Origin of the sequence: Aeromonas sp. MR16 (genome assembly GCF_022549315.1) — a bacterium.
GTDB classification, from domain to species: Bacteria; Pseudomonadota; Gammaproteobacteria; order Enterobacterales; family Aeromonadaceae; genus Aeromonas; species Aeromonas aquatica.
Window position 1 is genome coordinate 1 of record NZ_JAKZFK010000002.1, and the last position, 18254, is coordinate 18254.

Annotated in this window: 16 protein-coding genes, 1 other RNA gene and 1 pseudogene; 13 read left to right on the forward strand and 5 right to left on the reverse strand. The window is 62.3% G+C overall.

All coding sequences use genetic code 11. The annotated features are described in order from the left end of the window. The 5 genes and pseudogenes from MM194_RS02415 to MM194_RS02435 all read right to left on the reverse strand — a co-directional run. Positions 1-154: pseudogene (locus MM194_RS02415) on the reverse strand (IS1595 family transposase); the annotation flags it as partial. Positions 155-221: 67 nt separating this feature from the next. After that, entirely contained in the window at positions 222-800 is a 579-nt protein-coding gene (gene dolP, locus MM194_RS02420; protein WP_033132314.1) for a division/outer membrane stress-associated lipid-binding lipoprotein, read from the reverse strand. 4 nt (positions 801-804) lie between these two features. Then, positions 805-1395 carry an SIS domain-containing protein gene (locus MM194_RS02425; protein WP_033132315.1) on the reverse strand — a complete coding sequence of 197 codons (591 nt, stop codon included), beginning with the start codon at positions 1393-1395 and terminating at the stop codon, positions 805-807. A 9-nt stretch (positions 1396-1404) separates the two neighbouring features. Next, entirely contained in the window at positions 1405-1800 is a 396-nt protein-coding gene (locus tag MM194_RS02430) for a YraN family protein (RefSeq protein WP_241342543.1), read from the reverse strand. Next, positions 1718-3508 carry a penicillin-binding protein activator gene (locus MM194_RS02435; RefSeq protein WP_241342544.1) on the reverse strand — a complete coding sequence of 597 codons (1791 nt, stop codon included), beginning with the start codon at positions 3506-3508 and terminating at the stop codon, positions 1718-1720. The genes MM194_RS02430 and MM194_RS02435 overlap by 83 nt, the downstream gene beginning before the upstream one ends. A gap of 199 nt (positions 3509-3707) precedes the next feature. Here MM194_RS02435 and rsmI point away from each other — a divergent pair, with 199 nt between their 5' ends. The 13 genes from rsmI (at position 3708) to murC (ending at position 18207) form a co-directional block, all read left to right on the forward strand. Further along, positions 3708-4541, forward strand: coding sequence for a 16S rRNA (cytidine(1402)-2'-O)-methyltransferase (gene rsmI / locus MM194_RS02440; RefSeq protein WP_033132317.1), 834 nt, complete (start codon positions 3708-3710; stop codon positions 4539-4541). A 277-nt stretch (positions 4542-4818) separates the two neighbouring features. Beyond that, an RNA gene (gene rnpB / locus MM194_RS02445) (RNase P RNA component class A) lies at positions 4819-5204 on the forward strand. A gap of 445 nt (positions 5205-5649) precedes the next feature. Then, positions 5650-6108 (forward strand): division/cell wall cluster transcriptional repressor MraZ, encoded by a 459-nt coding sequence (gene mraZ / locus MM194_RS02450; RefSeq protein ID WP_033132318.1) that lies wholly within the window; start codon positions 5650-5652, stop codon positions 6106-6108. Continuing rightward, on the forward strand, positions 6109-7047 hold the full coding sequence (gene rsmH, locus MM194_RS02455) for a 16S rRNA (cytosine(1402)-N(4))-methyltransferase RsmH (RefSeq protein WP_241342545.1): 939 nt from the start codon (positions 6109-6111) through the stop codon (positions 7045-7047). 3 nt (positions 7048-7050) lie between these two features. Next, positions 7051-7365, forward strand: a complete 315-nt coding sequence (gene ftsL / locus MM194_RS02460; RefSeq protein WP_033132320.1) for a cell division protein FtsL — start codon at positions 7051-7053, stop codon at positions 7363-7365. Further along, entirely contained in the window at positions 7362-9125 is a 1764-nt protein-coding gene (locus MM194_RS02465) for a penicillin-binding transpeptidase domain-containing protein (RefSeq protein WP_033132321.1), read from the forward strand. Before ftsL ends, MM194_RS02465 begins: the two co-directional genes overlap by 4 nt. Positions 9126-9214: 89 nt before the next feature. Then, positions 9215-10699, forward strand: coding sequence for a UDP-N-acetylmuramoyl-L-alanyl-D-glutamate--2,6-diaminopimelate ligase (gene murE / locus MM194_RS02470; RefSeq protein ID WP_241342546.1), 1485 nt, complete (start codon positions 9215-9217; stop codon positions 10697-10699). Then, positions 10696-12051, forward strand: a complete 1356-nt coding sequence (gene murF, locus MM194_RS02475) for a UDP-N-acetylmuramoyl-tripeptide--D-alanyl-D-alanine ligase (protein WP_241342547.1) — start codon at positions 10696-10698, stop codon at positions 12049-12051. The genes murE and murF overlap by 4 nt, the downstream gene beginning before the upstream one ends. Beyond that, on the forward strand, positions 12045-13127 hold the full coding sequence (gene mraY, locus MM194_RS02480; RefSeq protein WP_033132324.1) for a phospho-N-acetylmuramoyl-pentapeptide-transferase: 1083 nt from the start codon (positions 12045-12047) through the stop codon (positions 13125-13127). The genes murF and mraY overlap by 7 nt, the downstream gene beginning before the upstream one ends. Positions 13128-13130: 3 nt before the next feature. Continuing rightward, positions 13131-14414 (forward strand): UDP-N-acetylmuramoyl-L-alanine--D-glutamate ligase, encoded by a 1284-nt coding sequence (gene murD, locus MM194_RS02485; RefSeq protein WP_241342548.1) that lies wholly within the window; start codon positions 13131-13133, stop codon positions 14412-14414. A 79-nt stretch (positions 14415-14493) separates the two neighbouring features. Beyond that, a complete protein-coding gene (ftsW, locus tag MM194_RS02490) occupies positions 14494-15678 on the forward strand; it encodes a cell division protein FtsW (protein ID WP_033132326.1) in 1185 nt (394 codons plus the stop codon). After that, on the forward strand, positions 15675-16742 hold the full coding sequence (gene murG, locus MM194_RS02495) for an undecaprenyldiphospho-muramoylpentapeptide beta-N-acetylglucosaminyltransferase (protein WP_033132327.1): 1068 nt from the start codon (positions 15675-15677) through the stop codon (positions 16740-16742). The genes ftsW and murG overlap by 4 nt, the downstream gene beginning before the upstream one ends. Before the next feature lie 10 nt (positions 16743-16752). Continuing rightward, on the forward strand, positions 16753-18207 hold the full coding sequence (gene murC / locus MM194_RS02500) for a UDP-N-acetylmuramate--L-alanine ligase (RefSeq protein WP_241342549.1): 1455 nt from the start codon (positions 16753-16755) through the stop codon (positions 18205-18207). Positions 18208-18254 lie beyond the last annotated feature (47 nt).

Sequence of the window (18254 nt, forward strand, 5' to 3'; positions counted from 1 at the left end):
CCTGACAGTGGGGGCAACATCGGCAAGCGGGGAGTTGAGCGGCCAGCGAGGTGATGGGATGGGGAGTCGTGAGTTCATGTTGCGCAAGACGACGCTGGCGCAAGGTGAGCAGTGGGAAGAGAGACAGTAGATGTTGAAAGGCTTGGGTATCCATGATGGTGGCCCTCAGGGGGATGACCTATTTCAAGGTTAGCCTTTCAACACGTAATTGGGACAGCGCCTTAGTTTTGGGCAAACTCGAAGGCCTTGATCACCTGCTTCACACCGCTGACGTGGCGGGCGATCTCGACGGCCTGATCCCCTTCCTTGCGAGTGACCAGACCGATGAGGAAGACCTCGCCATTCTCGGTCACGACCTTGACCTTGGTGCTGTCAAAATCCTTGGTGCCCAGCATGTCGGCCCGCACCTTGGAGGTGATCCAGGAGTCGTTGCTGCGCACGCCTATGCTCACTGGCTTGCCCAGACGCAGCTCATTGTAGACATGACGCACCCCTTCGATACGGCCCACGATCTTGCCCGCCTCCTGCTTGTAAGCGTCGGACGGCGTCTGACCGACTAACAAGACGCGGCCGTTGTTGCTGTAGACACTGATCTTGCTGGCCGCATTCAACTGCTTGTTGTCTGCCAGCAGATTGGCCGCCTTCAGTTCGATGGCCTGATCGTCCCATTGGGCGCCCAGGGTGCGGCGATCGCCGGTCGCCTTGGCGGTACCGGCTGCTCCACCGACCACCACGGCGGCGCAGCCTTGCAGCAGCAGGGAACCGGCGAGCAGGCCAAGTACGAGAATATGCTTGTTCATGGTTTCAATCTTCCTGTTGCGGGAAAAGTGTCTGGTCGATGAGATCACAGAGGCAGTGCAGGGTCAACAGGTTCACCTCCAGAATGCGAGGGCGACGGGCCGACGGCACCCTGACTTCCACATCATTGGGGCCGAGCAGGCCGGCGATCTCGCCGCCATCGCCACCGCCGAGCACGATGATGGTCATGTCGCGGGAGAGCGCCGCCTCGGCGGCCTTGATCAGGCTGCGGCTGTTGCCCGTGGTGGTGATGACCACCAGGATGTCGCCAGGCTGGCCCAGGGCCCGGATCTGTTTGGAATAGACCTCTTCGAAGCCGTGATCGGTGGCGATGGCGCTGATGGTCGCCATATCGGGGGTGAGTGCCAGACCCGGCAGGGAGGGGCGTGGCGTCTCGTAGCAGTTCACCAGTTCGGAAATGAACAGCTGAGCCAGTGCCGAGGAAGGGCCATTGCCGCAGGCCATCACCTTGTGGCCATTGAGCAGGCAGATGGTCAGCATCTGGGCCGCGGTGTGGATGGCCTCCGGCAGCGCCTCGGCGGCGGCTATCTTGGTCTGGATGCTTTCGGTGTAATTCTCTTTGATGGGATCAGTCATGGGGTCCTCTTAAAAAGCGTTCTGGATCCAGTCTGGCTGGTCGCCCTCGAACGCGATCACATCGAATCGGCAGGCCTGGCTGGCCTCGTTGATGGCATGTTGCTTGAAATAGTGGCGGGCGGCCAGCACGATCTTGTGCTGTTTGCGTCGGGTGACCGAGGCGGTGGCCCCACCATGGCTGGTGTGAGCACGATATCTGACCTCGACAAACACCAGGGTATCCCCCTGGCGCATGACGAGATCGATTTCGCCTCCTCGGCAACGGTAATTGCGAAGCACGGGCTGCAGGCCCCGGGCCTGCAACCAGCGTTCAGCTACTTGCTCAAAGTGCTGTCCCTTGCTCACCGTTGCCGATGGCAACAGGTTCAACCACTGCTGGTGCAGTCTGGTCAGTAGCTTCTTCATGGGAGCTGTTCTCGGGCTGGGGCAGGGCGCTATCGCTGACCAGCTTGCCATCCTGATAGACGGCCCAATCCAGCACACGCACTATGTTGCCATTGGGATCCACGCTCAGCTGGCCGCTCATGCCTGGTTGCTGCATGGCGTTGACCTTGCGCATCTGCTGCAGATTGCCGGCCAGGCTGACCGCATCGTAACCGAGGGCAAACAGACGCAGCAGGTCACCCTGGGTCTGTGGCCAGAGCAGCGCTATCTGCTCCCGCTCTTTCTCGTAGCCGCCCAGCAGCAGCGGCATGTCGGCGATATGCATGCCGTTGAGCTCGGAGGCCGCCTCGGTGGCTCCGCTGTCATAACCTCGCGAGCTGCTGTAGATGGGCAGGCTGCCCATGGGATTGACCGAGATGTCCACGTAGGGCTTGATCATCCGGGTCTCCAGGCTGTTGGCCACCACATAGACGGCGTCTATGCTGCGTGGGGCTGCATCTTCGATCTGGACTATTTCCCCGGCACGGGCGGTGGAGCGCCCGCTCAGGGCGTTCTTGACCATGCCTTGCACCTCGTTGCGCGCACCGAAGGTGGCGACCACGGGTTTCTCCTGGCTGACGCCGGCCCAGGCCTGTTCGAACGCCTTGATGCTGCTGTAACCAATCCGGCCTTGTGCCGCGATCAGCAGTGGCTTGCGATAGCCCTGACCATAGAGGTACTGGGCGGCCTGGCTCGCATCGGCGGCGGCGGAGAGGGAGAAGTAGTAGGTGTTGTCGTTGACGATGGGCTTGTCCAGCTCGTTGAGGGCCAGCACCGGTACGGCGGGGTTGGACTTGAGCAGCTCCTCGACCCTGTCCTTGAGCAGCGGGCCGATGATCATGTTGGCCCCCTCCTGGATCGCCTGTTTGTAGAGATCCGCCATCGCCTTGCTCTGAGTGTCATAGAAGTTCAGGGTGAATTGGCCCTGATTCTCCTTGTAGGACATCAGCATACCGTTGCGAATGGCCGTCCCCTGAGCTTCCAGATTACCGGAAAGAGGCAGGAAGACGGCGATCTGCTGCAGCGCACCTGCGTCCGTCGCGGCCAGATCGCCGAGGCCAGCTGGCATGTCGGTCTGGGCCGGGTGGTTCGGGAAGCTCTGCTTCCAGCCTGTCAGCTGGCGAGCGAGCTGGTTCGGCTGAGCGCCGAACTCGTTCACCAGCGCCGCCAGTCGCAGCCAGCCGGTGGTCACGTCGGGAGCGGGGGCTTCTTCCAGCGCCTGCAGGGTGGAGGGGGTCATGCTCTTGAGCAGGGACCAGATCTGCTGGTGATTGGTCGACAGTTCATTCTTGGCCAGATAAGGTTCCAGCAAGATCAGCGACTTGGCTGCACCAAACTTGTTGTTGATGTCCAGCTGCAGCACCACCCGCTGGCGATACCAGTCCTTCTGGGTGTCGGCATCGAGGGCCACCTCGGGTTTGCCTTCCAGCAGGATCAGCGCCTGATTGGCATTGCCCTGGGCCAGCAACAGATGCGCCTGCAACAGTTGCAACTGCGCCTTCTGCTCCGGGCTCTGGGCCTGCTTCTGCAGTTGCTGGTACAGGGCGGCAGCCGGTTTGGCCTGACCGAGCGCCAGGTAGCTGCGCGCCGCCATCACTTGCCAGGTGAAGGCCTCGGCCGGTTTGGCAGGGTCGACCTGCTCCAGATACCATTGGGCATTCTTGGTCAGATCCGAGAACGCCGACGGCATGCCAGGCTGCCCGGAAGATGGATTAGGCTCCGACGCACAGGCGACGAGCAGAACCGCCGCGAGTAGGATGCCGAAGAGTCGTGATACACTTAGCTGCTTTGTAACCCGGTTCAAGTTCATTCCCCGACCAGTGTTGAAGTTCCCCATAGTGTAAACGGGCCAATATGGCGACACAATTGTCGGGACACTCGGAGATCCCATGAGTGACATCCCAACCCTGTATATAGTCCCCACTCCCATCGGTAATTTGGCGGATATCACCCAGCGTGCATTGAACATTTTACGCAGCGTCGATTTGGTGGCTGCCGAGGATACGCGTCATACCGGTATCCTGCTCAGCCACTACCAGATCTCGGTGCCGACCTTCGCCCTGCACGATCATAACGAGCAGCAGAAGGCCGATGTGCTGATCGGCCGGATCAAGGAAGGCAAGAGCGTGGCCCTGGTGTCCGATGCGGGCACCCCGCTCATCAGCGACCCCGGTTATCACTTGGTCACCCGCTGTCGCGAGGCCGGGGTCAAGGTGGTGCCGCTGCCGGGCCCTTGTGCCGCCATCACAGCGCTCTCTGCCGCTGGCCTGCCCACCGACCGCTTCGCCTTCGAGGGATTCTTGCCAGCCAAAGCCAAGGGCCGTGACGACCGGCTGCAAGCCGTCATCGAAGATACCCGTTCCCTGGTGTTCTACGAATCTCCCCGCCGGGTACAGGATACGGTGGAGGCGATCGCGCGCATCTTGGGGGAGCGTCAGGTGGTGGTGTGCCGCGAGCTGACCAAGACCTTTGAGTCCATCCACGGTCTGCCCGCCTCCGAGATGCTGGCCTGGCTTGGCGAAGACGATAACCGCTGTCGCGGCGAAATCGTGCTGGTGGTGGCCGGCGCCAGCAAGCTGGATGAAGAGCTGCCTGCCGAGGCGCTCCGCACCCTGGGGCTGCTGGCGGCCGAATTACCGCTGAAGAAAGCCGCCGCCCTCACCGCCGAAATCCACGGCGTGAAGAAGAATGCCCTCTATAAATATGGTCTCGAGCACCATTGAGTCAGACGTCAGTGCAGGCGCCGAGTTGCGGCTCAAGAAAGAGCATTGGCGCCGAGAACCACGGCGTGAAGAAGAATGCCCTCTATAAATATGGTCTCGAGCACCATTGAGTGATCTAATAGCGCAGAAAATTGTCTTGATGGCAGTGAAATGCACTGATTGGAGTGTAAAAATCAGCGATACTCTCTGTTGAAATGGGGCTGTTATCACCCTGAATGGAGGTGAACGGCAATTGTCGGTTTACCCGGGGCGACGGACAAGGCTATAATCCGCGCCCGGAGTCGGCTGGGCAATCGCTGCTTCGTCGTTGTGTCCCTCGGGACAGACGGGCGGAGGGGAGGAAAGTCCGGGCTTCATAGGGCAGGGTGCCAGGTAACGCCTGGGGGGCGTGAGCCTACGACCAGTGCAACAGAGAGCAAACCGCCGATGGCCCGCAAGGGATCAGGTAAGGGTGAAAGGGTGCGGTAAGAGCGCACCGCGCGACTGGCAACAGTTCGTGGCACGGTAAACTCCACCCGAAGCAAGACCAAATAGGCCCCTATTGGCGCGGCCCGCGTTGGGGGCGGGTAGGTTGCTTGAGCCAGTGAGCGATTGCTGGCCTAGAGGAATGATTGCTACCGGGGCAACCCGGAACAGAACCCGGCTTACAGGCCGACTCCGACCTATTCCTGAAGAGCCTTGCGATTTATCGCGAGGCTCTTTTTTATTACCGGGAAAATATGCTGCATGTGAGCATGGGGTATCTGGATTGAATAGGTCTGTGATGCAGTCAGGTTGCTTTAAGATCATGAGATTAGGGCCCGTTTGCGCTAGCCTCGGCGCCATAAACGGTCGTATTGACGAGTCTGAAAGTATTCAAGGATACTTCCACCTTGTTTATTTTTTAATTGATTTCAAGCAGACGCACAGCCGTCATCAGAAATAACTCGTGGAAAATCAACTCATTTAATCGGTAGCCTCCCCGCGCTGCGTCAATATGTTCCCCATGCCCGAGATCCTTGCTTGAAAAGCCCTCAGCTCGTCCTTAAACTTCAAGGTGGGGAAAAGTGGATCAAAGTGGTTTTATGGGGCAGTCTGCCCTCCTTAATTCACCTTCGGGGACTGCAATTTGTTGCGTGGCGCTCACGCCATCAGCCTGGACAGCAAAGGGCGATTGGCGATTCCGACCAAATATCGAGATTGGCTGCGCGACGAATGCGACGGCCAGCTGGTCTGCACCATCGACATCGCTCACCCCTGTCTGCTGCTTTATCCCCTGAACGAATGGGAAGAGATAGAGCGCAAGCTCAAGACGCTTTCCAGCACCCAACCGGCGGAGCGCCGCCTGCAGCGCCTGTTGCTCGGTAATGCCGTGGAGTGTGAACTGGACGGCAATGGCCGCCTGTTGCTCAGCCAGCCGCTGCGCAGCCACGCTGGATTGGACAAGAAAATCATGCTGGTGGGCCAGCTCAACAAGTTTGAGCTGTGGGATGAAGCCCGCTGGCAACAACAGATCAATGACGACATTCAGGGGTTGCCTGAGGATGATTGGGCAAGCTCACCACGACTACAGGATTTTTCTCTATAAATGACCCAAGCCGCTGAACACATCACAGTGCTGTTGCACGAAGCCGTCGAAGGGCTGGCCATCAAGCCGGACGGCATCTATGTCGACGGTACCTTTGGCCGGGGTGGTCACTCTCGTCTCATTCTCCAGCAGCTTGGCCCCCATGGTCGGCTGATCGCCATCGATCGGGATCCCCAGGCCATCGCCGAAGCGGGCAAGATCCAGGATCCCCGTTTCGAAATCGTGCACGGCCCCTTCTCCGGCATCACCACCTATCTGAGCGAGCGCGGCTTGCTCGGCAAGGTCGACGGCTTCCTGTTGGATCTGGGGGTTTCCTCCCCCCAGCTCGACGATGCCGAGCGCGGTTTTAGTTTTATGAAGGACGGTCCCCTCGACATGCGGATGGATCCGACCAGCGGCCAGAGCGCCGCCCAGTGGCTGGCCAAGGCCGATGTGGACGACATCGCCTGGGTCTTGAAGACCTTCGGTGAGGAGCGTTTCGCCAAGAAAATCGCCCGCGCCATCGTCCATGATCGCGTCACCGAGCCCTATGTCCGCACTCGCCAGCTGGCGGAGATGATCGCCCGGGTCAATCCGAGCAAGGAGAAGGGCAAGCACGCCGCGACCCGCAGCTTCCAGGCCATTCGCATCTACATCAACAGCGAGCTGGACGAGATCGAAACCGCGTTGGACGGTGCCTTGCAGGCGCTGGCCCCCGAAGGACGGCTTTCCGTCATCAGCTTCCACTCGCTGGAAGACCGCCTGGTCAAACACTTCATCCGCAAGCATGAGAAGGGTCCCGAGGTGCCGCGTGGCATCCCGTTGACCGAGGCGCAGCTGGCCGGCGGACGCAAATTGAAATCGATCGGCAAGGCCCTCAAGCCTTCCGAGCATGAAGTAACCGAAAACAGTCGATCCCGCAGCTCGGTGCTGCGGGTCGCCCAGCGTCTGGCGGATTGAGCCATGAGCGAGGTGCGCGTTCATCTGTCCAAAGAGATCATCGGGGATCTCTGGCGCCACAAGCTGCAGATTGTGCTGGCTGTCGCCGTGCTGATCACCGCCTTTGCGGTGATCTTGGTGACCAACATGACTCGCGGTTTGACCGCCAAGCAGAATGATCTGATGGCGGAAGAGGATCGGCTCAACATCGAGTGGCGACACCTGCTGCTGGAGCAGGGCACCCTGGCCGAGCATTCCCGGGTAGCAAGTCTGGCCATGGACAAATTGCAGATGGCTCGCCCGCTGGTGACCACCGAGAAGGTAATAACCCAACCATGACACGCAAGGTCACCACCAAGGCACCGGCAAAGGACAAAGCCAAGGCGAAAGCCCCGTCACTCTACCCGTGGCGCTTTCGCACGCTGATATTTTTCATCGGTATCGCCTTTGCAGGCCTGATCCTGCGTCTGGCCTGGATCCAGGTGATAGATCCCGACCGGCTGCGCCAGGAAGGGGATATGCGTTCCTTGCGCACCACCTCCACCCAGGCCGTGCGCGGCATGATCACCGATCGCAACGGCGAACAGCTGGCGGTGTCGGTGCCGGTGGAAGCGGTCTGGGCCGACCCCAAGACGGTGCACGAGTCCGGCGCCATCCATAACGAGCGCGCCTGGCTGGCGCTCTCCGCCGTGCTCAAGCTCGACATCAACACCCTCAAGCACCGCATTTCAAATCCAAGCAAGCGCTTCGTCTATCTGCAGCGCCAGGTGACCCCTGCGGTGGCGGAATACATCAAGGGTCTCAAGCTGGGTGGCATCTACTTGCGACCCGAGGCGCGCCGCTTCTACCCCACCGGCGAGATCAGCTCCCACCTGGTGGGGGTGACCAACATCGACGGCAGCGGCATCGAGGGGATCGAGCGCAGCTACAACGAGTGGTTGACCGCGACCCCGGGCGAGATGCGGGTCCGCAAGGATCGTCAGGGCCGGGTCATCGAGCGGCTCGGTCTGGTCAAAGAGGGCAAGAACGCCAACGATCTGCAACTGAGCATCGATCAGCGGGTGCAGGCACTGGCCTACCGCGCCCTCAAGCGGGCCACCGACGAGAACAAGGCCACCTCCGGCTCCATGGTGATGCTGGACGTGAAGACCGGCGAGGTGCTCGCCATGGTCAACACCCCTTCCTACAACCCGAACAACCGCGGTCAGTACCAGAGTTTCCGGGTACGCAACCGGGTGGTGACCGATACCTACGAGCCGGGGTCGACCGTCAAACCTTTGATCCTGTTGAGTGCCCTGCAGGCTGGCGTTACCAGCTGGAAGGACACTATCCAGGGTGGACCACTGTTTATCGGGGCCAAGCAGATCCGCGATGTGAGTATTCACAAGGCGACCAACCTGTACGACATCCTGCGTTACTCCTCCAACATCGGCATGTCGCGCATCGCGCTGCGGATGCCTGCACAGGAGATGATCAACACCCTCAGCATGGTCGGCTTTGGCATGGACACCGGCAGTGGCCTGATGGGTGAAAGCAGCGGTATGCTGCCCCAGCGTCGCCGTTGGTCCGACATCGAGCGGGCGACTCTGTCGTTTGGCTACGGTCTGCGGGTCACCCCGCTGCAACTGGCCTCCGCCTACGCCACCCTGGCCAACAAGGGCAAGCGGGTGCCGCTCTCCATCATCAAGGTGACCACTCCGCCCAAGGGTGAGCAGGTCATCGATCACAACAATGCCACCGCCATGTTGCAGGCGCTGGAGTATGTGGTCAGCAACGCCATCCCGAAGGCGCAGATCCCGGGTTACCGGGTCGGCGGCAAGAGTGGTACCGCCAAGGTCGCCGTCGCCGGTGGTTACGGCAAGGACTACATGGCCTGGTTTGCCGGCTTCGCTCCCGCCAGCAACCCCCGCTTCGTCATGGTGGTGGTGATCAACGAACCCAAGGGCAGTGCCTACTACGGTGGCGCCGTCGCGACACCACCGTTCGCCGAGGCCATGGGCGGCGTGCTGCAACTCTTCAATATTCGTCCCGACGCGGTGCCCGCAGAGGTACCCGCCAAACTTGCCCGTACGGAGGCTCCCCTTGCACCGCGCACCTGATCTGCCCCTCTATCCCATCGGTTCCGGGGTGTATTCCATGCTGTTTTGCGGTGTGAGCGTCTGCATTCCTGCCCATGCGGAGGCTTCCCATGTCGCACCGCGTACTTGATCAACTGCTGCGCCCCCTAGGCATCCATGCCCCGGCGCTCCCCCTCACCGATATCCAGCTGGACAGTCGGCGGGCGGGGCCAGGTTGCCTCTTCGTCGCCGTCCGCGGGCATCAGGTGGATGGCCGACGCTTCATCGAACAGGCGGTGGCACAAGGTGCCGCCGCCGTGCTGTTTGAGGAGGACGGGGAATTCGTCGCGCCCGAGCTGACCGTGCCCTGCTTCGGGATCCCTGCGCTGCCCGCCAGACTCTCCGAGTTGGCCGGTTATTTTTACGATCAGCCCGCGCACAAGCTGCAACTGGTCGGCATCACCGGCACCAACGGCAAGAGCACCACGGCGCTGCTGGTGGCCAACTGGCGCACCCTGCTGGGGGGCAAGGCCGGGGTGATGGGCACCATAGGCAACGGCCTGTTTGGTGAGCTGGTGGAAGCACAGAACACCACGGGTAGCGCAGTGGAGGTACAGGCCAATCTGGCAGCCCTGCAACAGCAGGGGGCTGATCTGGTGGCGATGGAGGTCTCCAGCCATGGTCTGGTACAGCACAGAGTCTCAGCCCTGCCGTTCGCGGCGACCGTGTTCACCAACCTGAGCCGGGATCATCTGGATTATCACGGCACCATGGAGGCCTATGGCGCCGCCAAGGAAGAGCTGCTGAAGCTGGTCGATGAGCCCAATGCGGTCATCAATGCCGACGACGAGGTGGGGCAGGCATGGCTGGCACGTTATCCCGCCGCCGTGGCGTTCGGGGTGAATGGCCCGATTGAAAACCATCCGGGGCGACAGTTAACGGCGCAGGATCCCCATTTCCACCAACAAGGTTTTCACACCAGGATTAACTCCAGCTGGGGGAATGGTGTATTATCCGCCCCCTTGCTCGGCCGCTTCAACGTCAGCAATGTGCTGGCGGCGATGGGCGCCATGCTGGTGCTCGGTTACGACTTCGATGCGCTGCTGGCCAGTGCGCCGCAATTGCAGCCGGTGACCGGCCGCATGGAGTGCTTCGGGGGCGGCAATGCGCCGCTCGCCGTGGTCGACTATGCCCATACCCCGGATGCGCTGGAAAAAGCCCTGCAGGCCCTGCGGGTGCACTGCGAGGGCGAGCTCTGGTGCCTGGTGGGGTGCGGTGGCGACCGGGATCGCGGCAAGCGTCCCATGATGGCTGCCATGGCAGAACAGTATGCGGATCGCGTGATCCTGACCGACGACAATCCCCGTACCGAGGAGCCGGCCCAGATCATGGCGGACATGGTGGCGGGTCTTCGCGATCCCGCCGCCGTGCAGATCGAGCACGACAGAACCAGGGCGATCGCACTGGCGCTCGGTCAGGCGAGCAAGCAGGACATCATCCTGGTGGCCGGTAAGGGCCACGAGGATTATCAGATCATTGGAACCGACAAGCGGCACTACAGCGATCGGGAAACCGTCGCGGCCGCCTTGCACACATTATTGGAGTCATTCAGATGATGACCCTCAGGCTTGCCGACCTGGCGCAGGTACTCGATGCCCGTCTGATCGGCGGCGATGCCGAGATCACGGCGGTCAGTACCGACACCCGCACCCTGGGTGCCGGCGCGCTGTTCGTCGCCCTGCGCGGCGAGCGATTCGACGCCCACGATTTTTGCGAGCAGGCCGTTGCCGCAGGGGCCTCTGCCCTGCTGGTGGAACGTGAACTGCCGCTGGCCGTGCCCCAGCTTGTCGTGACTGACAGCCTCAAGGGGCTGGGCCGTCTCGGCAAGCTGGTGCGTGAGTGCATCAACCCGAAAGTGCTGGCCATCACCGGCAGCTGTGGCAAGACCACGGTCAAGGAGATGGCGACTGCCATCCTGCGCCACGAAGGGGAGGTGCTGGCCACCGCCGGCAACTTCAACAACGAGGTGGGGGTGCCGCTCACCCTGCTGCGCCTCGAGCCGCAACACAGGTTCGCAGTGATGGAGCTGGGGGCGAACCACCCCGGCGAGATCGCCTGGACTACCTCCCTGGCCCAGCCCGATGCCGCCATTATCAACAACGTGGCGGCGGCCCATCTGGAGGGCTTCGGCTCCCTGGAAGGAGTTTTCCACGCCAAGAGCGAGATCTTCGAAGGCTTGCGTGAACAAGGCGCGGCCATCGTCAACGCCGACAACGAGTTCTGGCCCAAGTGGCAGGCGAAGGGCATTCATTGCGCCTTCTCCATCGATGATCAAGGTCAGCCGTTCCACGCCCGCGACATCCGCTTCAACACAGAAGGTTGTGCCCAGGGCACTCTGGTGACACCCCAGGGAGAGGTGAGCCTGACCCTGGCGATCCCGGGTCGTCACAACGTGGCCAACGCCCTGGCCGCCACCGCCGGTTGCCTCGCGCTCGGCGCTTCGCTTGCATCCGTCAAGGCGGGGCTGGAGCAGATGGCGCCGGTCAAGGGCCGCTTCTGCGTGCAACGCTGGGGTGGTCTCACCCTGGTGGATGACACCTACAACGCCAGCGTGGAATCCGTGCTGGCAGGCATCGACGCCCTGACCGCCATGGGCGGCTACAAGGTGCTGGTGTTCGGTGACATGAAGGAGTTGGGTGAGGAGTCCGCCGAGCAACACGCCCGGGTCGGACGCCACGCCAGCGAGCAGGGCCTTGACGCCGTGCTGACCGTAGGGGAACAGAGTCGTCACACCGCAGATGCCGCGGCTGGCCGACATTTCGATAACAAGGCATCGTTGTTTGAAGTGCTTGCGCAAATGATAAATACACATCAAGAAATTTCGATACTGGTCAAGGGCGCCCGTGGCTCCCGCATGGAAGATATCGTCAAGATGGTCGTGGACCGTCAGGAGTCAGCCACATGCTAGTCTGGCTGGCAGAACTGCTCACCCCGCACTTCACCTTCTTCAATGTCTTCTCCTACCTGACGTTTCGCGCCATCCTGTCGATCATCACCGGTCTGACGGTGGCGCTCTGGATGGGGCCACGCCTCATCCGTCGCCTGCAGATCATGAAATTCGGCCAGGTGATCCGCAACGACGGTCCCGAATCCCACCTGAGCAAGAAGGGTACCCCGACCATGGGGGGTCTGATGATCATCGCCGCCATCTTTATCTCAGTGTTGCTCTGGAGTCGCCTCGACAACCCCTATGTCTGGCTGGTGCTGTTCGTGCTGGGTGCCTACGGCGCCATCGGTTTTGCTGACGACTACCTCAAGGTGGTGCGCAAGAATACCGACGGCCTGATCGCCCGCTGGAAGTATTTCTGGCAGTCGGCGGTGGCGCTGGCGGTGGCCGTCTTCCTCTACGCGACGGCCACCCACGATGGCCAGACCCAGCTGGTGGTGCCCTTCCTCAAGGATGTGATGCCGCAACTCGGCCTGATGTTCATCGTGCTGACCTATTTCGTCATCGTCGGTACCTCCAACGCGGTCAACCTGACCGACGGCCTGGATGGTCTGGCCATCATGCCGACCGTGATGGTGGCGGGGGGCTTCGCGCTCATCGCCTGGGCGACCGGCAACGTCAACTTCGCCAACTATCTGCATATTCCCTATGTGCCCTATACCTCCGAGCTGGTGATCGTCTGTACCGCCATCGTCGGCGCTGGTCTTGGCTTCCTCTGGTTCAATACCTATCCTGCCCAGGTCTTCATGGGGGACGTCGGTTCCCTGGCCCTCGGGGGGGCGCTCGGCACCATCGCCGTGCTGGTGCGTCAGGAGTTCCTGCTGGTGATCATGGGCGGCGTCTTCGTGATGGAGACCGTCTCGGTGATCCTGCAGGTGGGTTCCTACAAGCTGCGCGGTGTGCGCATCTTCCGCATGGCCCCGATCCATCACCACTATGAGAAAAAGGGTTGGCCGGAGCCGCGCGTGATAGTGCGCTTCTGGATCATCACCCTGATGCTGGTGTTGCTCGGTCTCGCTACCCTGAAGGTGAGATAAGCCATGGTCATCATCATCGGACTCGGTAAAACCGGACTCTCCTGCGTCGACTACTTCCTCGGCCGCGGCGTGACGCCGTTGGTGATGGATACGCGAGCCAATCCGCCAGGCAAGGATCAACTGCCCGCCGAGGTGGAGCTCATCCAGGGGCTGGACGCGGAGCGGCTCAAGCAGGCCCACATGATAGTGGCGAGCCCGGGCATTGCCTTGGCGACGCCTGAGCTGAAAGCCGCCGCCGAGTTCGGGGTGCGCATCGTCGGCGACATCGAGCTGTTCGTGCGCGAGACCCAGGTGCCCGTCATCGCCATCACCGGCTCCAACGGCAAGAGCACGGTCACTACCCTGGTGGGAGAGATGATCGCCGAGGCGGGTCTCAAGGTCGGAGTCGGTGGCAACATCGGCATCCCGGCGCTGGATCTGCTCAAGCAGCCGATGGAGCTCTGCGTGCTGGAGCTCTCGAGCTTCCAGCTGGAGACCACCCACAGCCTGCGCGCCGCCGCCTCGGTGGTACTGAATCTGTCCGAGGATCACATGGATCGCTACGCTGGCATGGCCGACTATCGCGCCGCCAAGCAGGAGATCCATCAGCACTCCCAGCACATCCTGATCAACCGTGACGATGCCCAGACCCTGCCCGATGTGGGCCAGGTGTGGCAGAGCTTCGGGCTGGATTGCAACGGCTACGGCCGCTGCCTGCTGGACGGCCGCCACTGGCTGACCCTGCACGGCGAGCCGCTGCTGGCGGTGGACGAGATGAAGATCGTCGGCGCCCACAATCAGGCCAATGCCCTGGCCGCCATGGCCCTGTGCGATGCGGTCGGCATTCCCCGTGAGCCACAGCTGCGGGTGCTGCGCCGGTTTGAAGGGCTGCCCCACCGTGCCCGCTTCGTGCGGGAGGTGAACGGGGTGCGCTGGATCAACGACTCCAAAGCCACCAACGTGGGCGCCACCCTGGCTGCCGTGGCCGGGGTGCGCGAGTCGGTCAAGGGCCGCTTGCTGCTGCTGGCTGGCGGTCAGGGCAAGGGCCAGGACTTCGGCCCGGTGCAGGCGCTGCTCGGCACGCAGATCGATCACATGTATTGCTTCGGTCAGGATGCGGACGTGCTGCTCGCCCTGGGGGAGCAGACCGAACGGGTTGCGGATCTTGACGCCGCCGTCGCCAAGGCTGCGGCAGATGCCCGTCCTGGCGACTGGGTGCTGCTGGCCCCCGCCTGTGCCAGCCTGGATCAGTTCAAATCCTTCGAGGCTCGCGGCGATCGCTTCACCGAACTGGTAAAGAAGCTATGAACGTCCCGTGCACCGGCCTGGATCGGTTTAATTCCTTCGAAGCGCGCGGCGATCGCTTCACCGAAGTGGTAAAGAAACTATGAACGCCCTTCGCGTCGTCGCAGGCTTCTTGCAACGCTGGTTGTTACCGGCGCGCCCCGCCGGTCTCTACGATCGGCAGCTGGTGGTGCTGGCGCTGGCGCTGATGTCGGTGGGTCTGGTGATAGTGGCGTCCGCCTCCATTCCCGAAGGCATTGCTCTGGGCAACGATCCCTTCATGTTCGTGAAGCGCCACGGCCTCTTCCTGGTGATGGCGCTCGGTATCTCCTGGTTCGTGCTGCAGGTGCCCATGGCGCGCTGGCAGCAATACAACAGCCCCATGTTGTTGCTTGCCATTCTGATGTTGGTTCTGGTGCTGCTGGTGGGTCGTAGCGTCAACGGCTCCATCCGCTGGCTGCCGCTCGGCCCCTTTAACCTGCAGCCTGCGGAATTTGGCAAGCTGGCGCTGTTCGTCTATCTGGCAGGCTACCTGGTGCGTCGCCAGAACGAGGTGCGTGAGCGCTTCATCGGCTTCATGAAGCCGATGGCGGTGCTGTTCGTGGTGGCCATCTTGCTGCTGGCCCAGCCGGATCTGGGCTCGGTGGTGGTGATGTTCGTGACCTCCCTTGGCATGTTGTTCCTGGCAGGAGCGCGGCTGGTGCAGTTCATCGGCCTCATTCTGGTCGGGGTGAGCGCCGTGGTGACCCTGATCATCGCCGAGCCGTACCGGATGCGGCGAGTGACGTCCTTCCTCGACCCCTGGGCCGATCCCTTCGGCAGCGGCTATCAGCTGACCCAGTCACTGATGGCGTTCGGCCGTGGTAGCTGGTTTGGCGAGGGGCTAGGCAACTCCATCCAGAAGATGGAGTACCTGCCGGAGGCGCACACCGACTTCGTGTTCGCCATCCTGGGTGAAGAGCTGGGGTATGTGGGCGTGCTGGGTGCGCTCTTCCTCATCTTCGCACTGGCGTACAAGGCATTGCGACTCGGCCATCAGGCGCTGGTAGCCGAGAAGTTGTATGAGGGCTATCTGGCCATCGGCATCGGCATCTGGTTCAGCTTCCAGACCTTTGTCAACGTCGGCGCGGCCAGCGGCATGATGCCGACCAAGGGCCTGACCCTGCCCCTGGTCAGCTACGGCGGTTCCAGTCTCATCATCATGATGGTGGCGGTGAGCATGTTGATTCGTATCGATTTCGAGTTGCGCCAGGCCAGTGCCCAGGCGCGCGTGCGGGAGGTTTCGTGAGCAAGACGTTACTGGTGATGGCAGGTGGTACCGGGGGCCATGTGTTCCCCGGGCTGGCCGTGGCCGATCGCCTCAAGGCCCAGGGCTGGACCGTTCACTGGCTCGGCACCGCCGACCGGATGGAGGCCGAGCTGGTGCCTGCCCACGGTTACCCCATCTCCTTCATCGACATCCAGGGGGTGCGTGGCAACGGCATCAAGCGACTGCTGGCGGCTCCCTACCGCATTGTGAAATCCGTGCTGCAGGCCCGCAAGGTGCTGAAGACCATTCGCCCGGACGTGGTGCTCGGCATGGGGGGCTTCGCCTCCGGCCCCGGTGGCGTCGCGGCCTGGCTGTCCGGCATTCCCCTGCTGCTGCATGAGCAGAACGCGGCGGCCGGCATGACCAACAAGCTGCTGGCGCGCCTCGCCAAGCGGGTGCTGATGGCCTTCCCCGGCGCCTTTGCGCCGAGCCATCGCACCGCCGTGGTCGGCAATCCAGTGCGTCCCGAAGTGGTGGCCCTGCCGGATCCGCAGCTGCGCAGCAGTGCCGAGCCGCTGCGTCTGCTGATCGTCGGCGGCAGCCTGGGCGCCAAGGTGCTCAACGAGCAGGTGCCCCCCGCCGTCGCCGCCGCCGGTGTGCCCATCCAGGTGCGCCATCAGTGCGGCAAGGGCAATAGCGATGCCGTGGCGGAGGCCTATACCCAGCAGGGGGTTGATGCCGAGGTTAGCGAATTTATCAAGGACATGGCCGATGCCTATGCCTGGGCCGATCTGGTGGTGTGCCGCGCGGGAGCCCTGACGGTCTCCGAAGTCGCCGCCGCCGGGCTCGCCGCCATCTTCGTGCCACTGCCCCATGCGGTGGACGATCACCAGACCCGCAACGCCCTGACTCTGGTCGACGGCGGTGCGGCCGAATTCCTGCCCCAATCCGAGCTGACCACGGCCTCCCTGGCCGCGCGCCTCTCCTGGCTCGCCGGGCGCAGGGAAACCCTATTGAACATGGCCCAGGCCGCCCGTCGCGTCGCTATTACCGATGCCGCCGAGCGGGTTGCCGATGAATGCAAACGGCTTGCGGCAGACTAAAGAGAGAACTATGACCAAGGTTGAACTGGCAAAACTGCGTACCGTGATCCCCGAAATGCGCCGCGTGCGCCGCATTCACTTTATCGGCATCGGTGGTGCCGGTATGGGCGGGATCGCCGAGGTGCTTGCCAACGAGGGGTATCAGATCTCCGGCTCCGATCTGTCCCGCAATGCGGTGACCGAACGGCTGGCCTCGCTCGGTGCCCACATCTTCGTGGGTCACAGTGCCAGGCACGTGAACGAGGCGAGCGTGGTGGTGGTCTCGACCGCCATCAAGCAGGACAACCCCGAGCTGCTGGCCGCCCGTGAGCTGCGCATCCCAGTGGTGCGCCGCGCCGAGATGCTGGCCGAGCTGATGCGCTTCCGTCACGGTGTCGCCGTCGCCGGCACCCATGGCAAGACCACCACCACCAGTCTGGTGGCGAGCATCTATGCCGAGGCCGATAGAGATCCGACCTTCGTCATCGGCGGCCTGCTCAACAGCGCCGGTACCAATGCTCGCCTGGGTAGCAGCCGTTACCTGATTGCCGAGGCGGACGAGAGCGATGCCTCCTTCCTGCATCTGCAGCCCATGGTATCCATCGTGACCAACATCGAAGCGGATCACATGGACACCTATGGCGGCGACTTCTCCAAGCTCAAAGCCACCTTCATCGACTTCCTGCACAACCTGCCATTCTACGGGCTGGCGGTGGTCTGTGTGGACGATCCCGTGATCCGTGGCCTGCTGCCGGAGATCGCTCGCCCGACTCTGACCTACGGCCTGTCTGACGACGCCGATGTGCAGGTACTGGACTTCGTGCAGACCAGCAACCGCAGCCGTTTCCGGGTGTGCCGCAAGGATGCCGGTGAGCTGCTGGTCACCCTGAACCTGCCCGGGGTGCATAACGCACTCAATGCCGCCGCTGCCATCGCGGTGGCGACCGAAGACGGCATCGGCGACGAGGCCATCATCCAGGCGCTCGCCAAATTTGAAGGGGTGGGGCGCCGTTTCCAGCAATATGGCGAGTTCGAGACCGGCCGTGGCAAGGCCATGCTGGTGGATGACTACGGTCATCATCCGAGCGAGGTCAAGGTCACCATCAACGCCGCCCGCGCCGGTTGGCCGGAGAAGCGCTTGGTCATGGTGTTCCAGCCCCACCGCTACAGCCGTACCCGGGATCTTTACGAAGACTTTGCCGACGTGCTCTCCAAGGTGGATGTGTTGGTGATGCTGGAGGTCTATGCCGCCGGTGAAGAGCCCATTCCCGGCGCCGATGGTCGTGCCCTGTGCCGTTCTATCCGCTCCCGCGGCAGCCTGGAACCCATCTTTGTCGCAACGCCGGACGATGTGCCTGCGGTGCTGGCGGAGCTTATCGGTGAAGGGGATCTGGTGTTGACCCAGGGGGCCGGGAACGTTGGAGCGCTGGCTCGCCGTCTCGGTGAGATGAAATTGAGCGTAGATAGCATGAAATCCGGCGCCTGAGGGCCCAATGAGTGTTTTGACCGCCAAGCCGGGGCCTATATAATGGC

Excerpts from the sequence above, each read along its gene's own strand:
- ftsW (WP_033132326.1), top strand. The coding sequence starts at position 14,494 with ATGAACGCCCTTCGCGTCGTCGCAGGCTTCTTGCAACGCTGGTTGTTA.
- MM194_RS02430 (WP_241342543.1), bottom strand. The coding sequence starts at position 1,800 with ATGAAGAAGCTACTGACCAGACTGCACCAGCAGTGGTTGAACCTGTTG.
- murC (WP_241342549.1), top strand. The coding sequence starts at position 16,753 with ATGACCAAGGTTGAACTGGCAAAACTGCGTACCGTGATCCCCGAAATG.
- rsmI (WP_033132317.1), top strand. The coding sequence starts at position 3,708 with ATGAGTGACATCCCAACCCTGTATATAGTCCCCACTCCCATCGGTAAT.
- murE (WP_241342546.1), top strand. The coding sequence starts at position 9,215 with ATGTCGCACCGCGTACTTGATCAACTGCTGCGCCCCCTAGGCATCCAT.
- rsmH (WP_241342545.1), top strand. The coding sequence starts at position 6,109 with ATGACCCAAGCCGCTGAACACATCACAGTGCTGTTGCACGAAGCCGTC.
- MM194_RS02465 (WP_033132321.1), top strand. The coding sequence starts at position 7,362 with ATGACACGCAAGGTCACCACCAAGGCACCGGCAAAGGACAAAGCCAAG.
- MM194_RS02425 (WP_033132315.1), bottom strand. The coding sequence starts at position 1,395 with ATGACTGATCCCATCAAAGAGAATTACACCGAAAGCATCCAGACCAAG.
- murF (WP_241342547.1), top strand. The coding sequence starts at position 10,696 with ATGATGACCCTCAGGCTTGCCGACCTGGCGCAGGTACTCGATGCCCGT.
- murD (WP_241342548.1), top strand. The coding sequence starts at position 13,131 with ATGGTCATCATCATCGGACTCGGTAAAACCGGACTCTCCTGCGTCGAC.
- MM194_RS02435 (WP_241342544.1), bottom strand. The coding sequence starts at position 3,508 with ATGCCGTCGGCGTTCTCGGATCTGACCAAGAATGCCCAATGGTATCTG.
- dolP (WP_033132314.1), bottom strand. The coding sequence starts at position 800 with ATGAACAAGCATATTCTCGTACTTGGCCTGCTCGCCGGTTCCCTGCTG.
- ftsL (WP_033132320.1), top strand. The coding sequence starts at position 7,051 with ATGAGCGAGGTGCGCGTTCATCTGTCCAAAGAGATCATCGGGGATCTC.
- mraY (WP_033132324.1), top strand. The coding sequence starts at position 12,045 with ATGCTAGTCTGGCTGGCAGAACTGCTCACCCCGCACTTCACCTTCTTC.